This is a genomic window from Type-C symbiont of Plautia stali (assembly GCF_059730935.1).
In genome coordinates, this window is sequence record NZ_AP035923.1 from 2,595,479 (window position 1) to 2,614,509 (window position 19,031).

General features: G+C 56.0%; 19 protein-coding genes and 3 tRNA genes. 8 read left to right on the plus strand and 14 right to left on the minus strand.

Going from position 1 to position 19,031, the window contains the following annotated elements:
* The first annotated feature begins 27 nt into the window (after window positions 1–27).
* Window positions 28–1,527, plus strand: coding sequence for a SulP family inorganic anion transporter (locus AC6I7J_RS12270; RefSeq protein ID WP_498005792.1), 1,500 nt, complete (start codon window positions 28–30; stop codon window positions 1,525–1,527).
* 41 nt (window positions 1,528–1,568) lie between these two features.
* Here the strand turns inward: AC6I7J_RS12270 and rclA are convergent, their stop codons facing one another.
* Complete coding sequence (gene rclA, locus AC6I7J_RS12275) at window positions 1,569–2,894, minus strand: reactive chlorine resistance oxidoreductase RclA (RefSeq protein ID WP_498005794.1); 1,326 nt, start codon at window positions 2,892–2,894, stop codon at window positions 1,569–1,571.
* A gap of 138 nt (window positions 2,895–3,032) precedes the next feature.
* Here rclA and AC6I7J_RS12280 point away from each other — a divergent pair, with 138 nt between their 5' ends.
* Together AC6I7J_RS12280 and AC6I7J_RS12285 are read left to right on the plus strand one after the other, a co-directional pair.
* Entirely contained in the window at window positions 3,033–3,896 is an 864-nt protein-coding gene (locus AC6I7J_RS12280; protein ID WP_498005796.1) for a helix-turn-helix domain-containing protein, read from the plus strand.
* Between the two features lie 122 nt (window positions 3,897–4,018).
* Window positions 4,019–4,177 carry a hypothetical protein gene (locus AC6I7J_RS12285; protein ID WP_278426562.1) on the plus strand — a complete coding sequence of 53 codons (159 nt, stop codon included), beginning with the start codon at window positions 4,019–4,021 and terminating at the stop codon, window positions 4,175–4,177.
* Between the two features lie 207 nt (window positions 4,178–4,384).
* Here AC6I7J_RS12285 and AC6I7J_RS12290 read toward each other — a convergent pair whose 3' ends face one another.
* From AC6I7J_RS12290 to uvrY, 8 genes are all read right to left on the minus strand, one after another.
* Entirely contained in the window at window positions 4,385–4,825 is a 441-nt protein-coding gene (locus AC6I7J_RS12290; RefSeq protein ID WP_498005798.1) for a WapI family immunity protein, read from the minus strand.
* Between the two features lie 17 nt (window positions 4,826–4,842).
* Window positions 4,843–5,712 (minus strand): hypothetical protein, encoded by an 870-nt coding sequence (locus AC6I7J_RS12295; RefSeq protein ID WP_498005800.1) that lies wholly within the window; start codon window positions 5,710–5,712, stop codon window positions 4,843–4,845.
* Between the two features lie 241 nt (window positions 5,713–5,953).
* Window positions 5,954–6,039, minus strand: a tRNA-Leu gene (locus AC6I7J_RS12300).
* An 11-nt stretch (window positions 6,040–6,050) separates the two neighbouring features.
* A tRNA-Cys gene (locus AC6I7J_RS12305) sits at window positions 6,051–6,124 on the minus strand.
* A 43-nt stretch (window positions 6,125–6,167) separates the two neighbouring features.
* Window positions 6,168–6,243 (minus strand) — tRNA-Gly (locus tag AC6I7J_RS12310).
* Window positions 6,244–6,394: 151 nt separating this feature from the next.
* Window positions 6,395–6,943, minus strand: a complete 549-nt coding sequence (pgsA, locus tag AC6I7J_RS12315) for a CDP-diacylglycerol--glycerol-3-phosphate 3-phosphatidyltransferase (protein WP_021508275.1) — start codon at window positions 6,941–6,943, stop codon at window positions 6,395–6,397.
* A 68-nt stretch (window positions 6,944–7,011) separates the two neighbouring features.
* Window positions 7,012–8,844 carry an excinuclease ABC subunit UvrC gene (uvrC, locus tag AC6I7J_RS12320; protein WP_021508276.1) on the minus strand — a complete coding sequence of 611 codons (1,833 nt, stop codon included), beginning with the start codon at window positions 8,842–8,844 and terminating at the stop codon, window positions 7,012–7,014.
* Entirely contained in the window at window positions 8,837–9,496 is a 660-nt protein-coding gene (gene uvrY / locus AC6I7J_RS12325; RefSeq protein WP_021508277.1) for a UvrY/SirA/GacA family response regulator transcription factor, read from the minus strand. Before uvrY ends, uvrC begins: the two co-directional genes overlap by 8 nt.
* 433 nt (window positions 9,497–9,929) lie before the next feature.
* Here uvrY and AC6I7J_RS12330 point away from each other — a divergent pair, with 433 nt between their 5' ends.
* Complete coding sequence (locus tag AC6I7J_RS12330) at window positions 9,930–10,157, plus strand: DUF2594 family protein (protein WP_010616664.1); 228 nt, start codon at window positions 9,930–9,932, stop codon at window positions 10,155–10,157.
* 31 nt (window positions 10,158–10,188) lie between these two features.
* Here AC6I7J_RS12330 and AC6I7J_RS12335 read toward each other — a convergent pair whose 3' ends face one another.
* Together AC6I7J_RS12335 and AC6I7J_RS12340 are read right to left on the minus strand one after the other, a co-directional pair.
* Window positions 10,189–10,800, minus strand: a complete 612-nt coding sequence (locus AC6I7J_RS12335) for an acyl-homoserine-lactone synthase (RefSeq protein WP_031279842.1) — start codon at window positions 10,798–10,800, stop codon at window positions 10,189–10,191.
* Window positions 10,801–10,924: 124 nt separating this feature from the next.
* Window positions 10,925–11,647, minus strand: a complete 723-nt coding sequence (locus tag AC6I7J_RS12340) for an autoinducer binding domain-containing protein (protein ID WP_021508278.1) — start codon at window positions 11,645–11,647, stop codon at window positions 10,925–10,927.
* A 539-nt stretch (window positions 11,648–12,186) separates the two neighbouring features.
* Between AC6I7J_RS12340 and AC6I7J_RS12345 the strand changes: the two genes are divergently transcribed.
* Window positions 12,187–12,861, plus strand: a complete 675-nt coding sequence (locus AC6I7J_RS12345; RefSeq protein WP_058759707.1) for a DUF4396 domain-containing protein — start codon at window positions 12,187–12,189, stop codon at window positions 12,859–12,861.
* Window position 12,862: 1 nt separating this feature from the next.
* Here the strand turns inward: AC6I7J_RS12345 and AC6I7J_RS12350 are convergent, their stop codons facing one another.
* The gene (locus AC6I7J_RS12350) at window positions 12,863–13,561 is read right to left on the minus strand and encodes an extensin-like domain-containing protein (protein ID WP_058769587.1); all 699 of its coding nucleotides are present in this window, start codon (window positions 13,559–13,561) and stop codon (window positions 12,863–12,865) included.
* Between the two features lie 286 nt (window positions 13,562–13,847).
* On the opposite strand from AC6I7J_RS12350, the gene cycA reads away from it, so the two are divergent.
* The gene (gene cycA / locus AC6I7J_RS12355; protein ID WP_021508281.1) at window positions 13,848–15,239 is read left to right on the plus strand and encodes a D-serine/D-alanine/glycine transporter; all 1,392 of its coding nucleotides are present in this window, start codon (window positions 13,848–13,850) and stop codon (window positions 15,237–15,239) included.
* Between the two features lie 41 nt (window positions 15,240–15,280).
* On the opposite strand, the gene AC6I7J_RS12360 is transcribed toward cycA, so the two are convergent.
* Both AC6I7J_RS12360 and rutR read right to left on the minus strand, forming a co-directional pair.
* Window positions 15,281–16,255 (minus strand): metal-dependent hydrolase, encoded by a 975-nt coding sequence (locus tag AC6I7J_RS12360; protein ID WP_394516243.1) that lies wholly within the window; start codon window positions 16,253–16,255, stop codon window positions 15,281–15,283.
* A gap of 25 nt (window positions 16,256–16,280) precedes the next feature.
* Window positions 16,281–16,916, minus strand: coding sequence for an HTH-type transcriptional regulator RutR (gene rutR, locus AC6I7J_RS12365; RefSeq protein ID WP_498005803.1), 636 nt, complete (start codon window positions 16,914–16,916; stop codon window positions 16,281–16,283).
* A 308-nt stretch (window positions 16,917–17,224) separates the two neighbouring features.
* Between rutR and rutA the strand changes: the two genes are divergently transcribed.
* Together rutA and rutB are read left to right on the plus strand one after the other, a co-directional pair.
* A complete protein-coding gene (rutA, locus tag AC6I7J_RS12370) occupies window positions 17,225–18,316 on the plus strand; it encodes a pyrimidine utilization protein A (RefSeq protein ID WP_058759710.1) in 1,092 nt (363 codons plus the stop codon).
* Entirely contained in the window at window positions 18,316–19,026 is a 711-nt protein-coding gene (gene rutB / locus AC6I7J_RS12375) for a pyrimidine utilization protein B (RefSeq protein WP_058769585.1), read from the plus strand. Before rutA ends, rutB begins: the two co-directional genes overlap by 1 nt.
* The last annotated feature ends 5 nt before the right edge of the window (window positions 19,027–19,031 follow it).

Sequence of the window (19,031 nt, forward strand, 5' to 3'; positions counted from 1 at the left end):
CGCATCAAATAAAAGAGCCTGCAACAGATGAGTCAAACTGCCGATCGCCCCGCAGCCACAGCGAGCGACATCACGGTCGCACGTGTGCTGCGTTCACCTTCTCTTTTCACCCGCGAGTGCCTGGCCGGGGTGATTACCGCCCTGGCGCTGATACCGGAAGTGATTTCGTTTTCCGTGATTGCCGGCGTCGACCCTAAAGTCAGTCTTGTCGCTTCGGTGGTGCTGTGCCTGACGCTGTCGATTCTGGGAGGACGGCCAGCGATGGTCACCGCGGCGGCCGGTTCCGTCGCGCTGGTGATCGGACCGATGGTGCACGCGCATGGCGTGGAGTACATTCTGCCAGCGGTGATCCTCGGCGGTCTTATTCAGATCATTTTCGGCCTTGCCGGGCTGTCGCGCATGATGCGCTATATTCCGCGCTCGGTGATGATCGGCTTCGTTAACGCGCTGGGCATACTGATTTTCTTTGCGCAGGTGCCGCACGTCTGGGGCCAGTCGGGTCTGGTGTGGCTGCTGTTCGCCGCCACGCTGGCCATCGTGTTGCTGCTGCCCAAAGTGCTTAAAAGCGTGCCTTCGCCGCTGGTGGCTATCGTGGCTGTCACCGCTGTCGCGCTGCTGCTGGGCTATCGCGTGCCCAACGTCGGCGATGAAGGGCCAATGCGCGCCGGCCTGCCGGATTTCAATACCCTGCTGGTGCCGCTTAATTTGCAGACGCTGCAGATTGTCTGGCCCACCGCGCTGTCGGTCGCCTTCGTCGGCCTGATGGAATCCCTGCTGACCGCCAAACTGGTGGATGACATGACCGATACGCCTTCCGGTAAGCGGCGTGAATCCTGGGCGCTGGGCGTCGGCAATATTCTGGCAGGCTTTTACGGCGGTATCGCCGGCTGCGCGATGATCGGCCAGACCATTGTTAACGTTGAGCTGGGCAAGGCGCGTACCCGGGTGTCCACCGTGGCCGCAGCGCTGGTGCTGCTGTTGCTGGTCACCGGTCTGAGCCAAATCATGGCGCAGATTCCGATGGTGGTGCTGGCGGGCATTATGATGGTGGTCGCGGTGAAAACCGTGAACTGGCACAGCCTGCAGCCGGCCACGCTGAAACGCATGCCGTGGTCGGAAACGCTGGTGATGGTGCTGACCGTCGCCGTCACGGTGTGGACCGGTAACCTCGCGCTTGGCGTGCTGGTGGGCGTGATGCTCGCCATGATGCTGTTTGCGCGCCGCATCGCTCACGTGATCGATGCCGAACGTCAGCTGAGCGACGATGGCCAGCAGGTGCACTACACGGTGCGCGGCCCGCTGTTTTTCGCCAGCAGCAACGATCTGTTTGAGCATTTTGACTACGGCCACGATCCGCAGCGCGTCACCATCGATTTGACCCACGCGCAGATTTGGGATGCCTCCAGCGTGGCGGCGCTCGACGCTATTGAGTACCGCTACCAGCGGCACGGCGCCAGCGTCACCTTCACCGGCCTGGATAACCGCAGCAGCGATTTCCGCGATCGCCTCAGCGGCAATCTCGGCTAGATGTGCGATAGGGACGCCCGACGCGGGCGTCCTGTTCGGCATTATTTCACCAGGGCAAACAGATCATTGAGCGATTCGCTCATGGTTGGGTGGGTAAAAATCTGGTCACGCAGCACGCTATACGGCAGCCCGGCATCCATTACCGTTTTCACGATGTTAATGACTTCATGCGAGTCCGCTGCCAGCAGCGCCACGCCGAGAATCTGCTGGCTGCCATTATCAACCACGGCTTTCAGCATGCCACGGGTGTCGTCAACAACGCGCGCACGCGGAATCGCGGCGACCGGCAGTGTCACCACCTGAATATCCCGCCCCTGCGCGCGCGCCTGCGCTTCAGTCAAACCAATGCGTGATAACACAGGCGTCATAAACACGGAATACGGGATGTTAATGCGGTCTTCGGTGGTGCGCGAGCCCTTACCCAGCAACTGATCGTAAACGATGCGAAAATCATCAAGCGAAATGTAGGTAAACTGTGGTCCGCCGGTAACATCGCCCAGCGCCCAGATATGATCCACAGAGGTTTTAAGCTGTTTATCGACGCGCACCGCGCCGCGCGCATCGGTCACCACCCCCGCGTTTTCCAGTTTCAGTGCCTTCGTCGCCGGGCGACGGCCCGTGGCGACCAGCAGCACATCGACTTCACGATCGCCCTGTGCGGTATGCAGCGTCACGCTGTCGCGACCGCTGGTAACACGCTGTAATGCAGTGTTGAGCTCGAGCTTAACGCCCTGCTCCTGCAGGATCCTGGCTATCGCCGCACTGATATCATCATCTTCCCGCGCCAGAAATTGCGGTGCACTTTCAAACAACGTCACTTCGCTACCAAAACCGGCAAACATGGAAGCAAACTCAACGCCAATATAACCGCCGCCAAGGATCCCCAGCCGCTGCGGTAGTTGCGTTAAATTCAGGATCCCGCTGCTGTCAACCACGCGCGGTCCGGCAACTAAGCCTTCCAGTGCGGGAAACACCGCTTCGGCACCGCTATTGATAAAAATGCGCTCAGCATGAATCTGGCTGACCTGCTGCGAGGAAGTGATTTTCAGCGTGTGGGCATCCACAAATTCCGCCTCACCATCAATGATATCGACCTGCGCAATAGTGGCCAGGTTGAGGTAATTCTTCTCACGCAACAATTCTAATACTGCCGCTTTGCGCTGCATGGCATCGCTAAAACTGGCATGATGTTGCACATCGTGTACCAGTGCTTTCGTTGGGATACAGCCAACATTAATGCAGGTGCCACCATACATTTCGCGGGATTTTTCGATGATCGCGACACGCCATCCGGCGCGCCCCAGAGCGGCCGCCAGCGTTTTACCTGCTTTACCAAATCCGATGATTGCTGCCTGATAATGGTTCATGATGTTCTCCATGAGCGTCAAAAATAGTCATCACCCAAAGCTTACGGTTTGCTGCCGCGCCGTATTTCGCCGCAACGCTGGTATTTTTGTCTTTGCGTCTGAATCAAGCGGGCAGTTCAGGGATAAGGAAAAAAACAGATGGATCCATTGAGTCAACTGCTGCTGCTGCATAACCCACAGGGCAGCATAGATAAGAACTGCGTGCTGAGCGGTGAGTGGCAACTGCCGCACAGCGCCGGGCACCTGTGCGCAGTGCGCTGGCATACGGTCACAGGTGGCCCGGTCATGCTGGATATGCCCGTCACTGCGGGTGTCGAACTCAATGCTGGCAGCGTCATATTTCTGCCGCAAAACGCCGCGCATCGTATTTATCAGCGCCATACGCAGCCAACCCAACTGGTATGCGGCCTGCTGGAACTGCCCGCGTCGGCGCATGCTTTCCTCACCGCCCTGCCCGAAGTGCTAATGCTGGCCCCCGAACCCACAAGCAGCGATGGTCGCTGGCTGGCTGCGGTGCTGCCGTTCATCACCCAGAGTGCTGACGCACTGCCAACTGCTGGTGATGCCGCACTTCGCAGCCAGCAGATTGGCAGCCTGTTCACACTGGCGGTGCGCCATGGGCTCTCAACTCACGCAGCGCACCCTGGCTTACTCTCCCTGGCTCTGCATCCACGGCTTGGTCCTTTAATCACCCAGCTGTGCGCCGCGCCGGAAAGACCGTGGACGGTAGAAGCCATGGCTCAGCAAGTGTTTATGTCCCGCGCCTCCTTCGCGCTGCTGTTCCGCCAGCTCAGCGCTACCACGCCGCTGGCCGTGCTCACCGCCCTTCGTCTGCAACTGGCCGCTCAGCGACTGGCGCGCGAAACAGCCCCGTTAATCAACATCGCTCTGGCCGTCGGCTACGCCAGCGAATCCTCCTTGCACAAAGCGTTTGTCCGTGAGTTTGGCTGCACACCGGGAGAATACCGACGTCGCGTTGAAACGCTGGCGCAGGACCGCTAAGAGTAAAGAAGACAACTGTACGCGCTTCGCTTGCGTAAAGGCGTATTCGTGGCTTTGCTTATTTCTCAGTGCGTTAACGATTACGCGGTTCGTAACAGAGGGAGAGCAAAATGAGTGGTTTGATGAAGGCAGCCTTAGCGGCCCTGACATTGGTTACCCTGGCCGGCTGTATGCAACACAACGATGCGGTGGGCAGTGACGGACGTCCACACGCGCCCAGCAAGCAGTCAGTACCTGGCGCCAGCGAAGGCGAAGGCCCGGTCGGCCAGCCACAGGATTGAGATTAGCGGGACAGACGTTATGTCCCGTTTTTATTTGACTGCCAGACGTCGGCCCCATGAATTCCGACATAAGTGAAGTCATGGTTAACGAGCTGGATCGTCTGTTAATCGATGTAAAAGCCCTTAACTTCCCCAGTAATCTCGCTGCTAATTGGCAAATCCCGATTGCGATTGCCCACTTCAAGAGATGGCGGATAAATCAGAATTTTATTCCGGCCAGCTGATCATCTCCTCCAGCTGCCTGAGAATGTCCGGGAAGTAACTCTCATTAATAGCCAGTTCGCCCTTTATCTGAACGCTATCAGCATGGTCTTCCGGACGAAGAACATATTCAATAATCACGATATCATCACCCGTGACCTTACTCAGAACCATATTGAGCTGGTTGAGCTGGCTGCGAAAACTAAAAGATTCAATTTCATGGCGGGCCATTACCGCCTTGTAGTATCGAGAAAATGTTGCGCGCAGCTCCCTCAGTTCGCCGACGGTAAACTCAGTCTGAAACTGCACCTTCACTCCGCTGACGGAAAACTCCACATAAGACTTAATCCAGTCCCAGACGTGATTAACCGGATCGGTTTCGTTATCAACAACACGCTCAAAGGGTGAGATCGTGAAGACGAATCCTTCATTTCTAAAATCAAACATGCGTGCTTTCCTGCCGGTTAATCAAAATATTTAAAATGGGTGATCGTCCAGTCTGACTCTCGCACCACAACCTCAAGAGTGTATTTTTTATACTCGGTTATGTTTAGCTTGCGATTGAGTTTATACATCTCAGTTTCATAGCGAAACATCCCTTCGCCTTTACGGGGATCCGCCATACGCCTGCCGTAACGGATAGCTTTTTCCTGGATATGTAATGGAACATAGCGCCCCGGTTCATACATATGCCGAGCTGCTGTTTCTGTCATTTTAAGGTTACCAGCAGATAAACCGCTTTTTAACCGCGCACGAAGAAACATGATAGTCGCCTGACTAAGTTTCACCCTGACAGCCGCGCGCGTAGCAGTTTCAAAAAGTACGCGGCCCGCGCGAAAAATACGGAAAACGCCAAAAGCGATAAGCGCAATATCGGTGGGATCAATCAAGGGGGCTTCAAGAGGAGCCTCTTCCAGGCGCAGAAAGTGACCCTGTGTATCATATATCTGCCACAGTCCTGGGGCCTGTGCGACTGAATAACCAATACACATGCCACTGGTTTCATCCAGTATGGGTTGTGCGTTATGCGGCAGTGTCCGGGGCCGAAGTTCAAAAAATACATCAGCCGGTAATGGCGACTGGAAGGTGTAATATCTACCCGGTTCTTTCGTTGCGGTTTCTGCAATCATCATCGTTCCCTCGTTTTTAACAGACTTGCGGTAGTACCACTGAATGTCAGAGCGACAACTCAAGATTACTCCCCGTTGCGTCATCAGCAAACCCAAATCATGTGCCCCCACCTCATCTGCGCCCCGGAGCATAACTTTGAGCGGGTAAGCGATAGGCGGCAGATAATTTCTGAACGTCCTTGTCGTAAAGGCGAGTGAGGACAAGTGCCCACCTCCACACTATCAATTGCGATCTCTATCATCATTTTCAGCATCAAAATGTTGAACAACTGGCTGCGCATGATCGAAAGATCGTGATGGTTCCAATGGTTATGGTTGGCGGGCAGAGGAAAACCGTTTGATATTATGAAGCGATATTATGAAAAACCTCTAAACACAAAAAAAACCGCCCTTGGGCGGTCACGACATTGCTACTTATTGCTTTGATTTTATTCGGTATTAAATATGGTGCCCGGGGCGGGACTTGAACCCGCACGACCATAAGCCGAGGGATTTTAAATCCCTTGTGTCTACCGATTTCACCACCCGGGCAGGGTGTAAACTGGAGGCGCGTCCCGGAGTCGAACCGAGGTGGACGGATTTGCAATCCGCTGCATGGCCACTCTGCCAACGCGCCTTTTAATCTGAGGTGCAAGCCGTCTGCGACGTATTGCAATATCTGGAGCGGGAAACGAGACTCGAACTCGCGACCCCGACCTTGGCAAGGTCGTGCTCTACCAACTGAGCTATTCCCGCATTTGCTTATGCTTCACCGAACTTGCTGATTTTATTCAGCTTCTTGCAGCCTTGCTGCCGTTCGATGCGATGCATTCTACTTATCTGACGCAACGAGTCAATAGAATTATCCACACACTGCGTCCGTTTGCTGCTTTTTAAATCGCATCGATCAGCTATCGAGCAAATCGCCGCGTGCCGCGCTTAAATACTGGAACATTGACCAGAAAGTCAGCACCGCTGCGATGTACAACGCCACCACGCCAACGCCTACTACGGTCGCGTCCGGACGCCACAGCAGCGCCACCAGCGACAGCATCTGCGCCGTGGTCTTCACTTTGCCAATCCACGACACCGCCACGCTGCTGCGCTTGCCAATCTCCGCCATCCACTCACGTAAGGCCGAGATAATGATTTCACGCGCGATCATGGTGGCGGCCGGCAGCGTGATCCACCAGGCGTGGAAATACTCGGCGACCAGCACCAGCGCCATCGCCACCATCACTTTGTCAGCGACCGGATCGAGAAAGGCACCAAAACGTGTTGTCTGCTTCCAGCGACGCGCGAGGAAGCCATCAAACCAGTCAGTGACCGCAGCAATGACAAACAGCAGCGCCGTCGCGAAGGGAGCCCAGTGAAATGGCAGATAGAACGCCAGCACGAAGAACGGGATCAGAACAACTCGAAACAGGGTAAGACACGTCGGAATGTTAAATTGCATATGCCAGTAACTGTCTGGTGTGAGTAGGATTTAACGTATGTTCCTACATTGCCCACCCTGTTTCAATGTTAGTGTTTCAGCGAGTAGTAGATTTTTTCCGCCAGGGCGAAGGAGATACCCGGTACTTTAGCGATCTCATCGACGCTGGCATTCATCAGCGGTTGCAGGCCGCCCATGTACTTCAGCAGCTGCTGACGCCGTTTAGGTCCGACGCCTTCAATGCTCTCCAGCGCGCTGGTGTTCTTCACTTTGGCGCGTTTTTTCCGGTGGCCCGAAATTGCATGATTGTGAGCGTCATCACGAATGTGCTGGATAACATGCAGCGCCGGCGAGTCCGGTGGCAGCGAAACGCCCTCGCCTTCCGCCGCAAAGAACAGCGTTTCCAGGCCGGCTTTACGGTCGCTGCCTTTTGCCACGCCGAGCAGAATCGGCCGGTTTTTATCCCATGGCACATCCAGTTCCGCAAACACCTGCTGCGCCTGCGCCAGCTGCCCTTTACCGCCATCGATCAGGATCACATCCGGGATCTTTTCCGGTTCCAGCGCCTTGCCGTAACGACGGCGCAGCACCTGATTCATCGCCGCGTAGTCATCACCGGGGGTAATTCCTTCAATGTTGTAGCGGCGATAGTCAGCGCGCAGCGGGCCGTCACGGTTGAACACCACGCAGGACGCGATGGTCTGTTCGCCCATGGTGTGGCTGATGTCGAAACACTCCATGCGGTTAATCTGCTCCAGTTTGAGGAACGCCGCCAGCGCCGCCAGACGCTGCTGAATGGTCGAGTGCTGCGCCAGCCGCGTCGTCAGCGCCGTGGCGGCATTGGTGCGCGCCAGCTTCAGGTAGCGCGCACGGTCGCCGCGCGGTTTGCTCTGAATACTGACTTTGCGCCCGGCCAGTTCGCTCAATGACGCGGCCAGCAGCTCCCGCTCAGGCAAATTGAAGTCCAGCAGGATATCCGCCGGTAAGGTACGCGCTTCGCTGCCCTGCAGATAAAACTGTCCGACAAACGTCTGCACCACTTCGGTGAGTTCCGTGTCTGCGGGCACCTTCGGGAAATAGCTGCGGCTGCCCAGCACTTTGCCCTGCCGGATAAACAGCACGTGCAGACAGGCCATGCCGGCGTCATAGGCCACGCCCATCACGTCGAGATCATCGCCCTGATTGGAAACGAACTGTTTCTCCGTAATCCGCCGCACCGCCTGAATCTGATCCCGCAGGCGCGCCGCCTCTTCGAAACGCAGGCCCACGCTGGCCTGCTCCATACGCTGCACCAGCTGATTAATTACCTGATCGTCTTTACCGGCCAGAAACAGCCGCACATAGTCGGTTTGCTGCGCATATTCCTCTTCGCTCACCAGGCCGGCGACGCAGGGGCCGAGGCAACGGCCAATCTGATACTGCAGGCACGGGCGCGAGCGGTTGCGGTAGACGCTGTTCTCGCACTGGCGAATCGGAAACACCTTTTGCAGCAGCGCCAGGGTTTCACGCACCGCATAGCCGTTGGGAAACGGACCAAAGTATTCGCCTTTGGCGTGTTTGGCACCGCGGTGCATCGCCAGGCGCGGATGCGGATCGCCGCTAAGGAAAATATAGGGGTACGACTTATCATCGCGCAGCAGCACGTTGTAGCGCGGCTGATACAACTTGATGTAGTTGTGCTCCAGCAGCAGCGCTTCGGTCTCCGTATGGGTGACCGTGACATCAATATTATGGATGTTGCTGACCAGCACTTCGGTCTTGCGGCTCCCCACCTGCGTGCGGAAATAGCTGCTCAGGCGTTTTTTAAGGTCTTTGGCTTTACCAACATAGATCACCGTGCCTGTCGCGTCATACATGCGGTAGACGCCGGGCTGACTGGTCACGGTGCTGAGAAAGGCTTTAGGATTGAAAACGTCACTCACTACTGATTAACGGCTCCGCATTGAACAGGCCATGGCGTATGGCCAGATGCGTTAACTCTACGTCACCACTAATGTTCAACTTGCTGAACATGCGATAGCGATAGCTATTAACGGTTTTCGGGCTCAGGTTAAGCTGCTCGGAAATCTCCGTCACCTTTTGCCCTCGGGTAATCATCAGCATAATCTGCAATTCCCTTTCCGACAAACAGCTGAACGGTGATTCGGCGCGCTGCGGCTCAATCTGGCTCAGCGCCATCTGCTGAGCGATATCAGAGGCGATGTAACGCTGACCGGCGTGCACCGAGCGAATGGCGCTGACCACTTCCTGCGGCGCCGCCCCTTTGCTGAGATAACCTGCCGCACCGGCCTGCATGACTTTCGCTGGCAGGGGATTTTCAGTGTGGATAGTCAGCATGATGATGCGGATATCCGGATTGAAGCGCACGATTTTGCGCGTCGCCTCCAGTCCGCCAATGCCGGGCATGTTCATGTCCATCAGCACCACATCCACAGGATGAGTGCGGCACCATTTTACCGCATCCTCACCACAGGCCACTTCCCCGGCAATCACCAGTCCCTTCATATCTTCCAGTATGCGACGAATACCGGCGCGTACCAGTTCATGGTCATCAACAAGAAGCAGGCTGATCAACGGGACGTACTCCGCAGGTTAGTGGGGGAAAATATATTTCAGGGGCGTTATCTTACCGGGTTTCGCGTGGAAAGAACATCAGGGGCGCCAGATAAATCTCAAAACCAATGACCCATGTCAAATAGCAGGCAGCGGTGATTGTTTTTTTTAGCTGATGCAATACCATACTGGAATAAAATTGTTAAAATGTGACTAATATCATTAAGTTATAATTTATAACCCGCCTTCGCTTCTTCCCGCCGGCAGCACCTAAAAATAATCTTTCCGTGGAAGTTTTTTGCGCACAAAAAATAACGAACGGCGCAATTAATTAACCGTCTGCGCGCGGGTCGATGATGTGGCCTAAATTCTTCCATCAAGCGTATGATATACTCTGTTTTTTATGCACGGGAAGAATGTGTGCGCACAAGGTCATTCCACAAAGGAGATAATGATGAGTGATGAAGATTTCGTAACATCGCGCGATACCCAGGCGCTGGCGGATGAAGTTGCCTGCCTGAAAATGATGGTGACGCTGATCCTGAAAGGTATGGGCCAGGCTGATGCCGGTAAGGTGATCATCAACATGGAGCGCTACGTTCAGTCCGCGCTGGCCGATAAACCGCAGGCCGAGGTGTTCAGCAACACCATCCGCCAGATTAAAACCGCCTACCGTCAGTAAGCGGCGTGCCCTGCGCATCCTGCGCGGGGCGTTAGCTGTGTGACTGCCAGTTGACCGACACGCCCAGCGAGGGCAGCACTTCTTCCGGACTGAAGCGACGCGTGCCGCGATACTTCTCCGCCAGCGCCGGCTGCTGCACCGGAATACGAATGGCAAACAGATTGTCTTCTGACTGGATCAGTCCCGGCGAGAGCGGCTCGTACACCACCTGATGCTGCTCAAACATCTTCTCCAGCATCGGCGTGGCCGAACTGATCAAATACTCCATCCCGCTCAGCTCTGCCAGCTGTACCGAATGCCATAAGATGTTCAGCGGCAGCTCGGCATCCACTTCAAGGCGGGCCGAATAGCGCGACATTTCCCACACTTTTTGCTGATCAAAAGGCAGCACCATGCCCTCCGGCACTTCCGGCTCGTGCCACGGTAGCAGACGTGCGCAGCCACAAATGCCCTGACGCGCAGTCCAGGCAATCAGCCAGGTGACATCGGAACGATCGAAGCGATCATACTCCTGTCCCGGCGTGCTGAGTCGCGGCGGAATTGACCAGCCCTCGCCACGCGCAAAGACGCTGTAACGATAGGTGCCCAACTCGGCCAGCAAAGAGGACGGCATATCCTTTAGCTGTGTTTGAATTATTTTCATCATGCGCCCCTGACATCCCCATGTTTGCAATGATTTATTAAGCGCCAGCCTGGCGGAGTTTCCGGCGCAGGGTAGACAACTGACTGCGGCTTAGGAACTACTAAAATTAGTAGTTGCCTTTTCGCTATATCAGGCCGATGGCTGCGGCATAACAGGCAATCTGCGTTTTATTGGAAACATTAAAACGCTTTTGCATATTCTTTTGGTGAAAATTTACCGTGTGTTCAGAAATAGCCAGAATAAGGGAAATTTCGGCTGAGGTTTTCCCCTCCGCTGTCCATTTCAATATTTCCAGCTCGCGCTGACTAAAATCATTCGATAACACCACCATTGAGCCGTCATTCAGACGGTCCAGCACACGCAAACTCAGCTCCGCCAGGAAGTGCAGTTGCACCTCCAGCTCAACGCGTCTGTGCTGGGTCTGGCTGGGTTGTTGCGATGCTATAGATAATATACCAATGGCACGATTTAGCGCCATTGCCGAGCATGAAAAGCCACTTACCAGCCCTGCGGCATTGGCTTCTGCCCATAAATTGCCTGCGCCGGTAAATAAATCACGCGTCCACTCCACGCCGCGACCGGGCTGCTGGCAGAGCATTAACACCGGATCCACCGCATAGTAATTTTCACTCTCGTAGCGTTTCACCCAGCTCTGCGGATAGGTGCTAAAGAGAAAAATACGCGGTCGGGTAAAAGGCACCGGATGCTGTACCAAAAAGGCAAAAGCATCAAATCCAAGGGCCTCAACATGTTTTTGCAGCAGCGATTTCAATTGCAGCACTTCGGAAAGCGCCTGAAATTCTTTTTCAGTTTCGCCTCGCCAGACGAAATAATTATCGATGGTCATTATTGCCCTGGCGCTGTTTCACGCCTTATTCATAACAGGATATCTGTGCCGATTAATGTAAAAAATAAATTAACCAGAGAAAAAATATTGATTGAAACCAGAGCGGCATTGCGGGCAAAAAGTGATAACTACCTTGTTGTCAATATGTTACCCAAATGAGAAATTAAACTATGGTGCGTTTGCCAGCGGCACCATCAGGATGATAAGTCGTGCGAATCAGAATAAGATTTTTCTGAAGAATTTTCAATCGTCCTGTTGATTAAACGCCAGACTTCGCAGATAAAACATTCGCCTCATCATTAATCGCTATTATCTTTGCCATTCCCCTTTTTTATACCGCCCGTCATAATCTTCCTGCTGATTAAGTCCGCAGCGCGGCTTAATTCCAGTTATTTCTGCAGTGTTTCCCTGCCGTGCCCCTGTGGCAGACATTTCCGGCACCGTCTTTTCCAGCTACGCTTTAGCAGAGGCGCAAGGTGGCAGGCACCAGCATAGCTCCGCAGGCTGGCGCGATTTCAGCAAACTGAGTGGGACTGACTATGTTAAACCAGCTGGCATTACCCTTTCTGGTCGTGGGCGTGTGTACCGCCCTGATGATCGCTAAAGATCTGTTGCGTCACCCGCATCCGCTGGCGGTCATGAATATCATCTGGCCGCTCACCGGGCTGTACATGCCGTTTTTCGGCTGGCTGGCATGGTGGTATCTCGGGCGTAAACCGTCACGTCAGCGAAAACTGGCGCTGCTGCTGCCATCCGGATTAACCGGTTATGCCAGCTGGCAAACCATTTTTATTTCCACCTCGCTCTCTGCCGCCGCCTGTATATTCGGCGACATCATCACCCTGCCAATAGTCACTCTGCTCAAGCATTTTGCAATTAGCCCCGCGCTGTGGTTACAGGCGGTTATTTGCGTGATGATTTCGTTACTGGCGGGATTATTTTTTCAGTTTCTGGCCATTCGCCAGCGGGAACAACTTTCTATTGTCCGTACGTTATTATTAGCGCTGAAAACAGAAACCTTTCCGCTGCTGATTTATCAAACGGGAATCTTTATCTTTATGACGCTGGCCCTAAAATATGTGCTTAATCAACAGCTCAATCCCCTGCTCAGCGCCTTCTGGTTTATGTTACAGCTGGCGATGCTCACCGGATTTATTTTCTCCTGGCCGGCAAATCATTTCCTCATCAAACGCGGATTAAACCCGGCGGTGTAGTTTAGCGACAAAAGCCTGCGCCGCGCATGCCAAGGTGGAAATGGCTGGCATGCGCCGCATTGTAATCCGGCCCCAGCGCATTACCGAAGCTGGCACAGCCGTTGCGCCATAACGCGTGCAAACCGGCAGCGGCCTGCGGCGGTTGCTGCCAGTTTTTGCCTACCTGTAGCCAGCGCCCGTCCGCCAGCTGAAACCCCGTGATGTCCCACGCCTCCGCCGTCGCGTGTTCACTGCGGCGTCCTTCCTGGCGGTGATAAATATTGCGGCAGGCGTAACTGCCAACGTGCGCGATGCGGCGCAGCGGCGAGGTAATGCCGGCCTGCTGCAGCGCCGCATTGCTGCGCGTAACATACAGCGTGCTGGCCACCGCCATTGGACAGCTGGCAAGAAAACTGCTGCTCAGCGTGACCTCACCGAAGCGGCTGATGCGCAGCGGTTGATCAATCGGACAATCGCCCTGCAGCGGCGGCACCTCACGGAAACTGACTCTGCCCTGCGCGCTGGCCGCACGCATCACCGCCAGACACGCGGCCGGATCGCTGCTCAGCCGCTGCAGCTTGTAGCGCGTCATCCAGCCCGGCGGATCGGTAACCTGGAGCGGTATAAACGGATTCCACTGTGGCGGCAGATGCGTTTTCAGCCAGGGTAAACTCCACCAGCCGCACAGGGCCAGCAGCACTATCGCGAGCAATGCGCGCACGCTGCCTCACTTTTTCCGGGTTCATCGAAATGACAAGTGTAGAACCCTGCGCAGCGCTGCGTGGTGCAAGCGGCTCATTTGCAGAACATTTACGCAAAATGACGGCACGGCGCGCCATGTAAATATTTACTGACACGGTAAAGCACGCAAAAGGGCACAAAGGTTTAAAAACCATTACCGAGAGTGGCCGCCTTTCCTCTATCTTATGCCCTCTTGCCCTGTGCAACAGCACGTTATTCAACAGCCAGCAGAGCTGACACAACATCAAGACAGGAAAGATATTTTTATGGTTGATCAATCTAAAGCGGCGCCCATTGAGGCCGAACAGCCGGAAAAACTCCGGCGCAACCTGCATAACCGTCACATCCAGCTTATCGCCATCGGCGGTGCCATTGGCACCGGTCTGTTCATGGGCTCCGGTAAAACCATCAGCCTGGCGGGTCCGTCGATCATCTTCGTTTATATGATCATCGGTTTTATGCTGTTCTTTGTGATGCGCGCCATGGGTGAGCTGCTGCTCTCCAACCTTGAGTACAAATCCTTCAGCGACTTTGCCGCCGACCTGCTCGGGCCGTGGGCCGGTTATTTCACCGGCTGGACTTACTGGTTCTGCTGGGTGGTGACCGGCATCGCCGACGTGGTGGCGATCAGCGCCTATTTCCAGCTGTGGTTCCCGGACTTCTCGATCTGGATGAGCGCGCTGCTGTGCGTGTTTGTTTTCCTTGCCCTGAACATCGCCACGGTAAAACTGTTTGGCGAGATGGAGTTCTGGTTCGCCATTATCAAAATTGTCGCCATCGTGGCGTTAATCATCACCGGGATTGTGCTGGTCAGCCTGCACTACCCTTCGCCGAACGGGAGCCACGCGGCGCTGAGCAATATCTGGGATCACGGCGGCATGTTCCCGAAAGGGCTGAGCGGTTTCTTTGCCGGCTTCCAGATTGCGGTGTTTGCCTTTGTCGGCATTGAACTGGTGGGTACGGCGGCGGCGGAGACCAAAGATCCGCATAAAGTTCTGCCGCGCGCCATCAACGCGATCCCGCTGCGCATCATCATGTTCTACGTGCTGGCGCTGCTGGTGATCATGGCGGTGACGCCGTGGAACCAGGTCATGCCGGATCGCAGTCCGTTCGTTGAAATGTTTGTGCTGATTGGCCTGCCGGCCGCTGCCAGCATCGTTAACTTTGTGGTGCTGACCTCCGCAGCCTCCTCAGCCAACAGCGGCATCTTCTCCACCAGCCGCATGCTGTATGGCCTGGCGGAACAGGGCGTGGCGCATAAAGCGTTTGGTCGCCTCTCAGCGCGCGCGGTGCCAACCACCGGCCTGTTCTTCTCCTGCCTGTGTCTGCTGGCGGGCGTGGCGTTGATCTATCTGATTCCGGATGTGATGACGGTCTTCACCATGGTGACCACGGTTTCGGCGATTCTGTTCATGTTTGTCTGGACCATTATCCTGTGCAGCTACCTGGCCTACCGCAAACAGCATCCGCAGCGTCATGCGGCGTCACGCTTCAAAATGCCACTTGGCAAGCTGATGTGCTGGGTGTGCATGGCTTTCTTTGCCTTTGTGCTGGTGCTGCTGACCCTGCAGGAAGATACCCGCCAGGCGCTGATGGTGACGCCACTGTGGTTTGTGGTGCTGACCATGGGCTGGCTGCTACGCCGGCGTAAAGCCTGATCCACCTAAACGAAAAGGCCAGGTTATCCGGGCCTTTTTCGTTATAAGCGCTCTGTGAATTTGTGCCACGCCTGCGCCAGCGACGGCCGCAGCGAATCTTCCCGCTGTGGTGCTGCTGCCGGCGCTGCGGCGGAACCGAGATTAAAGGTAAAGGTGTAATCCGGCTCTTCCCCCATGCGCAAATCCACAATCAGCGTATCGTTGCCCTGCTGGCGCATGGCATAAAATCCATGGCTGAACCACGCAACGCGTTCCGCGTGCCACTGGCCTTTAAACGGCGCAAAAAGCGCGGGATGGCGATCGTACCAGCGGATCTGTAAGGGACGATCGGGCGACAGTAGCGACCACCAGGCTTCCCCGTAGCGCTGCGGCGTGATAATCACCGTGCGCCACACCAGCGTATTAAACGCGGTGGGCGTCACCAGCAGTTGCTGCGGCTGCACGTCCTGCTGCGTCAGCTGGTGCTCAATATGCCGGGTAGCAATACTTTGCGCCACCATACTCCAGCCCAGGTACAGTGTGCTGATGAGCAATCCGGCCTGATTCCAGCGTAGCCCGCACGCATCCCGCCGCCACAGTGCGACGATCAGGGCGAACAGCAGCGGCAGCGTATAGAGCGGATCGATGATGAACATGCTGCCGATGGCGAACGGGTAATCGGTCAGCGGCAGCCCGAGCTGCGTGCCGTACACCGTGGTCAGGTCCAGCAGCGGATGCGTGATCAATGCCAGCCAGATGGCGAGGCACCAGGCGCGCCAGTGCTGCCGGCTGCGCGTCGCGCCGGCCACCAGCCAGCCGGGTAACGGTGCCACCAGTGTCAGCCACAGCAGCGCGTGGCTCTCGGTGCGGTGCAGCGTCATGTTGCGAATGGCATCGCCGTGGTCGATAAACACGTCGAGGTCTGGCAACGTGCCCGCGACCGCCCCCGCCAGCGCCGCCTGCCACAGCGGCACACGTTTGCCCATTACGGCCACGGTCACCGCCGCGCCCAGCGTTAGTTGTGATAGCGAATCCATGCACTCTCCTGGTCAGCCACGGGGATCAGCGCACGCGGATCCCTTCAATAATCATGCGCTGAACGTTATCCAGCGTCTGGGCAAAAAATTCCGCATCGTTTAGCGTCTGGCCGGTGATGGCTTCCACCTGGGACGCGAAATCAGCGTAGTGCTGCGTGGTCGCCCATAGCAGAAAGAACAGATGCTGCGGCTGCACGCCGGCAATACGCCCTTCGGCGATCCACTTTTCGATAATCGCCGCTTTGTCATCCACTAGCGCTTTTAAATCCCCCGCCAGCTCGCCCTTCAGCAGCGGCGCGCCCTGCAGCATCTCCAGACAGAACAGGCGCGATGCCTGCGGGTGGTCACGCGACACTTCCAGCTTGAGACGAATATAGTTGCGGATGGCCACCAGCGGATCCTGGTCATGACGCAGCGCACGCAGCGGCGCCAGCCACACATCAAGAATCTCTTTCAGTACCGCCACATACAGCACTTCTTTTGACGGATAGTAGTAAAGCAGGTTAGTTTTTGAGACGTCCGCGCGCTCAGCCACCTTATCCAGACTGGTGCCGTGAATGCCAAACTGCGAGAAGAAGGCCAATGCCGCTTCCAGAATAGCTGCCCGTTTCGCCGCAACGGCCCGCGATCGGCGTCCTGGCTTTTTTTCATCGCTTTTCACACTGTTACCTCTTCCATCCTGCGAAATCGCATCATAACAAACGCCCTGTTTCCTGCCTAATGCTGTGCCCTGCACCTTTTTCGCTCAGGTGACGCATGAAAAACGTGCAATTTGTTTTGACCAGATGGTCTGTTTTGGACCAGTCACTCAGGATTCATTACGTCGCCAATTTTAACTGATTGTTATGTATCACTTTTAAAATTGTGGCACAGGCTTTGCAATTTTGTGATCGAGCGCCGCCCGCAGGATGCGTGCAGGAAGCAACGCAGCGCGTGAAGCAATCCATGTTCAATGCAGAGAGGTTTCACATGAAAATTGGCGTTTTCGTTCCGATTGGCAACAATGGCTGGCTCATCTCCACGCATGCCCCGCAATACAAGCCGACCTTTGAGCTCAACAAAGCGATTGTGCTCAAGGCTGAGCACTATCACTTCGACTTTGCCCTGTCGATGATTAAGCTGCGCGGCTTCGGCGGCAAAACCGAATTCTGGGACCACAACCTGGAGTCCTTCACCCTGATGGCCGGGCTGGCCGCGGTGACCTCACGCATTGAAATCTACGCCACCGCCGCCACCCTGACGCTGCCGCCCGCCATCGTGGCGCGCATGGCCGCCACCATCGACTCCATCTCCGGCGGCCGCTTCGGCGTCAATCTGGTCACCGGCTGGCAGAAGCCGGAGTATGAGCAGATGGGGCTGTGGCCGGGCGATGAATATTTTGCCAGCCGCTACAACTACCTGACGGAGTACGTCACGGTGCTGCGCGACCTGTGGGGCACTGGCCAGAGCGACTTCAAAGGTGAGTTCTTCACCATGAACGACTGTCGCGTCAGTCCGCAGCCGCAGAAGCCGATGAAGGTGATTTGCGCCGGTCAAAGTGATGCCGGCATGGCCTTTTCGGCGCAATACGCTGATTACAACTTCTGCTTCGGCAAGGGCGTCAATACCCCGACCGCCTTTGCACCCACTGCCGCACGCATGAAACAGGCCGCGGACAAAACCGGGCGCGACGTCGGTTCCTACGTGCTGTTTATGATTATCGCCGCCGAAAGCGACGAAGCCGCGCGCGCCAAATGGGAACACTACAAAGCCGGCGCAGACGAGGAAGCCCTCGCCTGGCTCACCACGCAGAGCCAGCAGGACACCAAATCCGGCAGTGACACCAATGTGCGCCAGATGGCGGATCCGACCTCTGCCGTCAACATCAATATGGGCACGCTGGTCGGTTCCTATGCCAGCGTGGCACGCATGCTGGATGAAGTGGCGCTGGTGGAAGGCACCGAAGGCGTGCTGCTGACCTTTGATGATTTCCTGCAGGGCATTGAAGATTTTGGTGAACGTATCCAGCCGCTGATGGCGTGCCGCCGCGCGCTGATTGACGCCCACAAGGAGGTTGCATAATGAATACCGTCGTTTGTGCCCACAGCACCAGCCAGCCTGCAGTGACTCTGCCGGCGCGCCCGGAAGCCATCGCCCTGCCGCCGGCGCAAAGCGCGCTGATTGTGGTGGATATGCAGAACGCCTACGCCAGCCAGGGCGGCTATCTCGATCTGGCCGGGTTTGATGTCTCCGCCACGCAGCCGGTTATCGCCCGGATTCATCAGGCGGTCACCGCCGCCCGCGCGGCAGGGATGCAGATCATCTGGTTCCAGAACGGCTGGGATAATCAGTATGTCGAAGCCGGTGACGCCGGTTCGCCCAATTTCCATAAATCCAACGCGCTGAAAACCATGCGCCAGCGGCCGGAGCTGCACGGCACGCTGCTGGCAAAAGGCGGCTGGGATTATGCGCTGGTGGATGAACTGGTACCGCAAGCCGGCGATATCGTGCTGCCCAAACCGCGCTACAGCGGCTTTTTCAACACGCCACTCGACAGCATGCTGCGCAGCCGCGGTATTCGTCATCTGGTGTTTACCGGCATTGCCACCAACGTCTGCGTGGAATCGACGCTGCGCGACGGCTTTTTCCTCGAGTATTTCGGCGTGGTGCTGGCCGATGCCACCCATCAGGCCGGACCGTCGTTTGCTCAGCAGGCGGCGCTGTTCAACATTGAAACCTTTTTTGGCTGGGTCAGCGATACCGACACCTTCTGCGAGGCGCTGAAGTCGTAACCGCC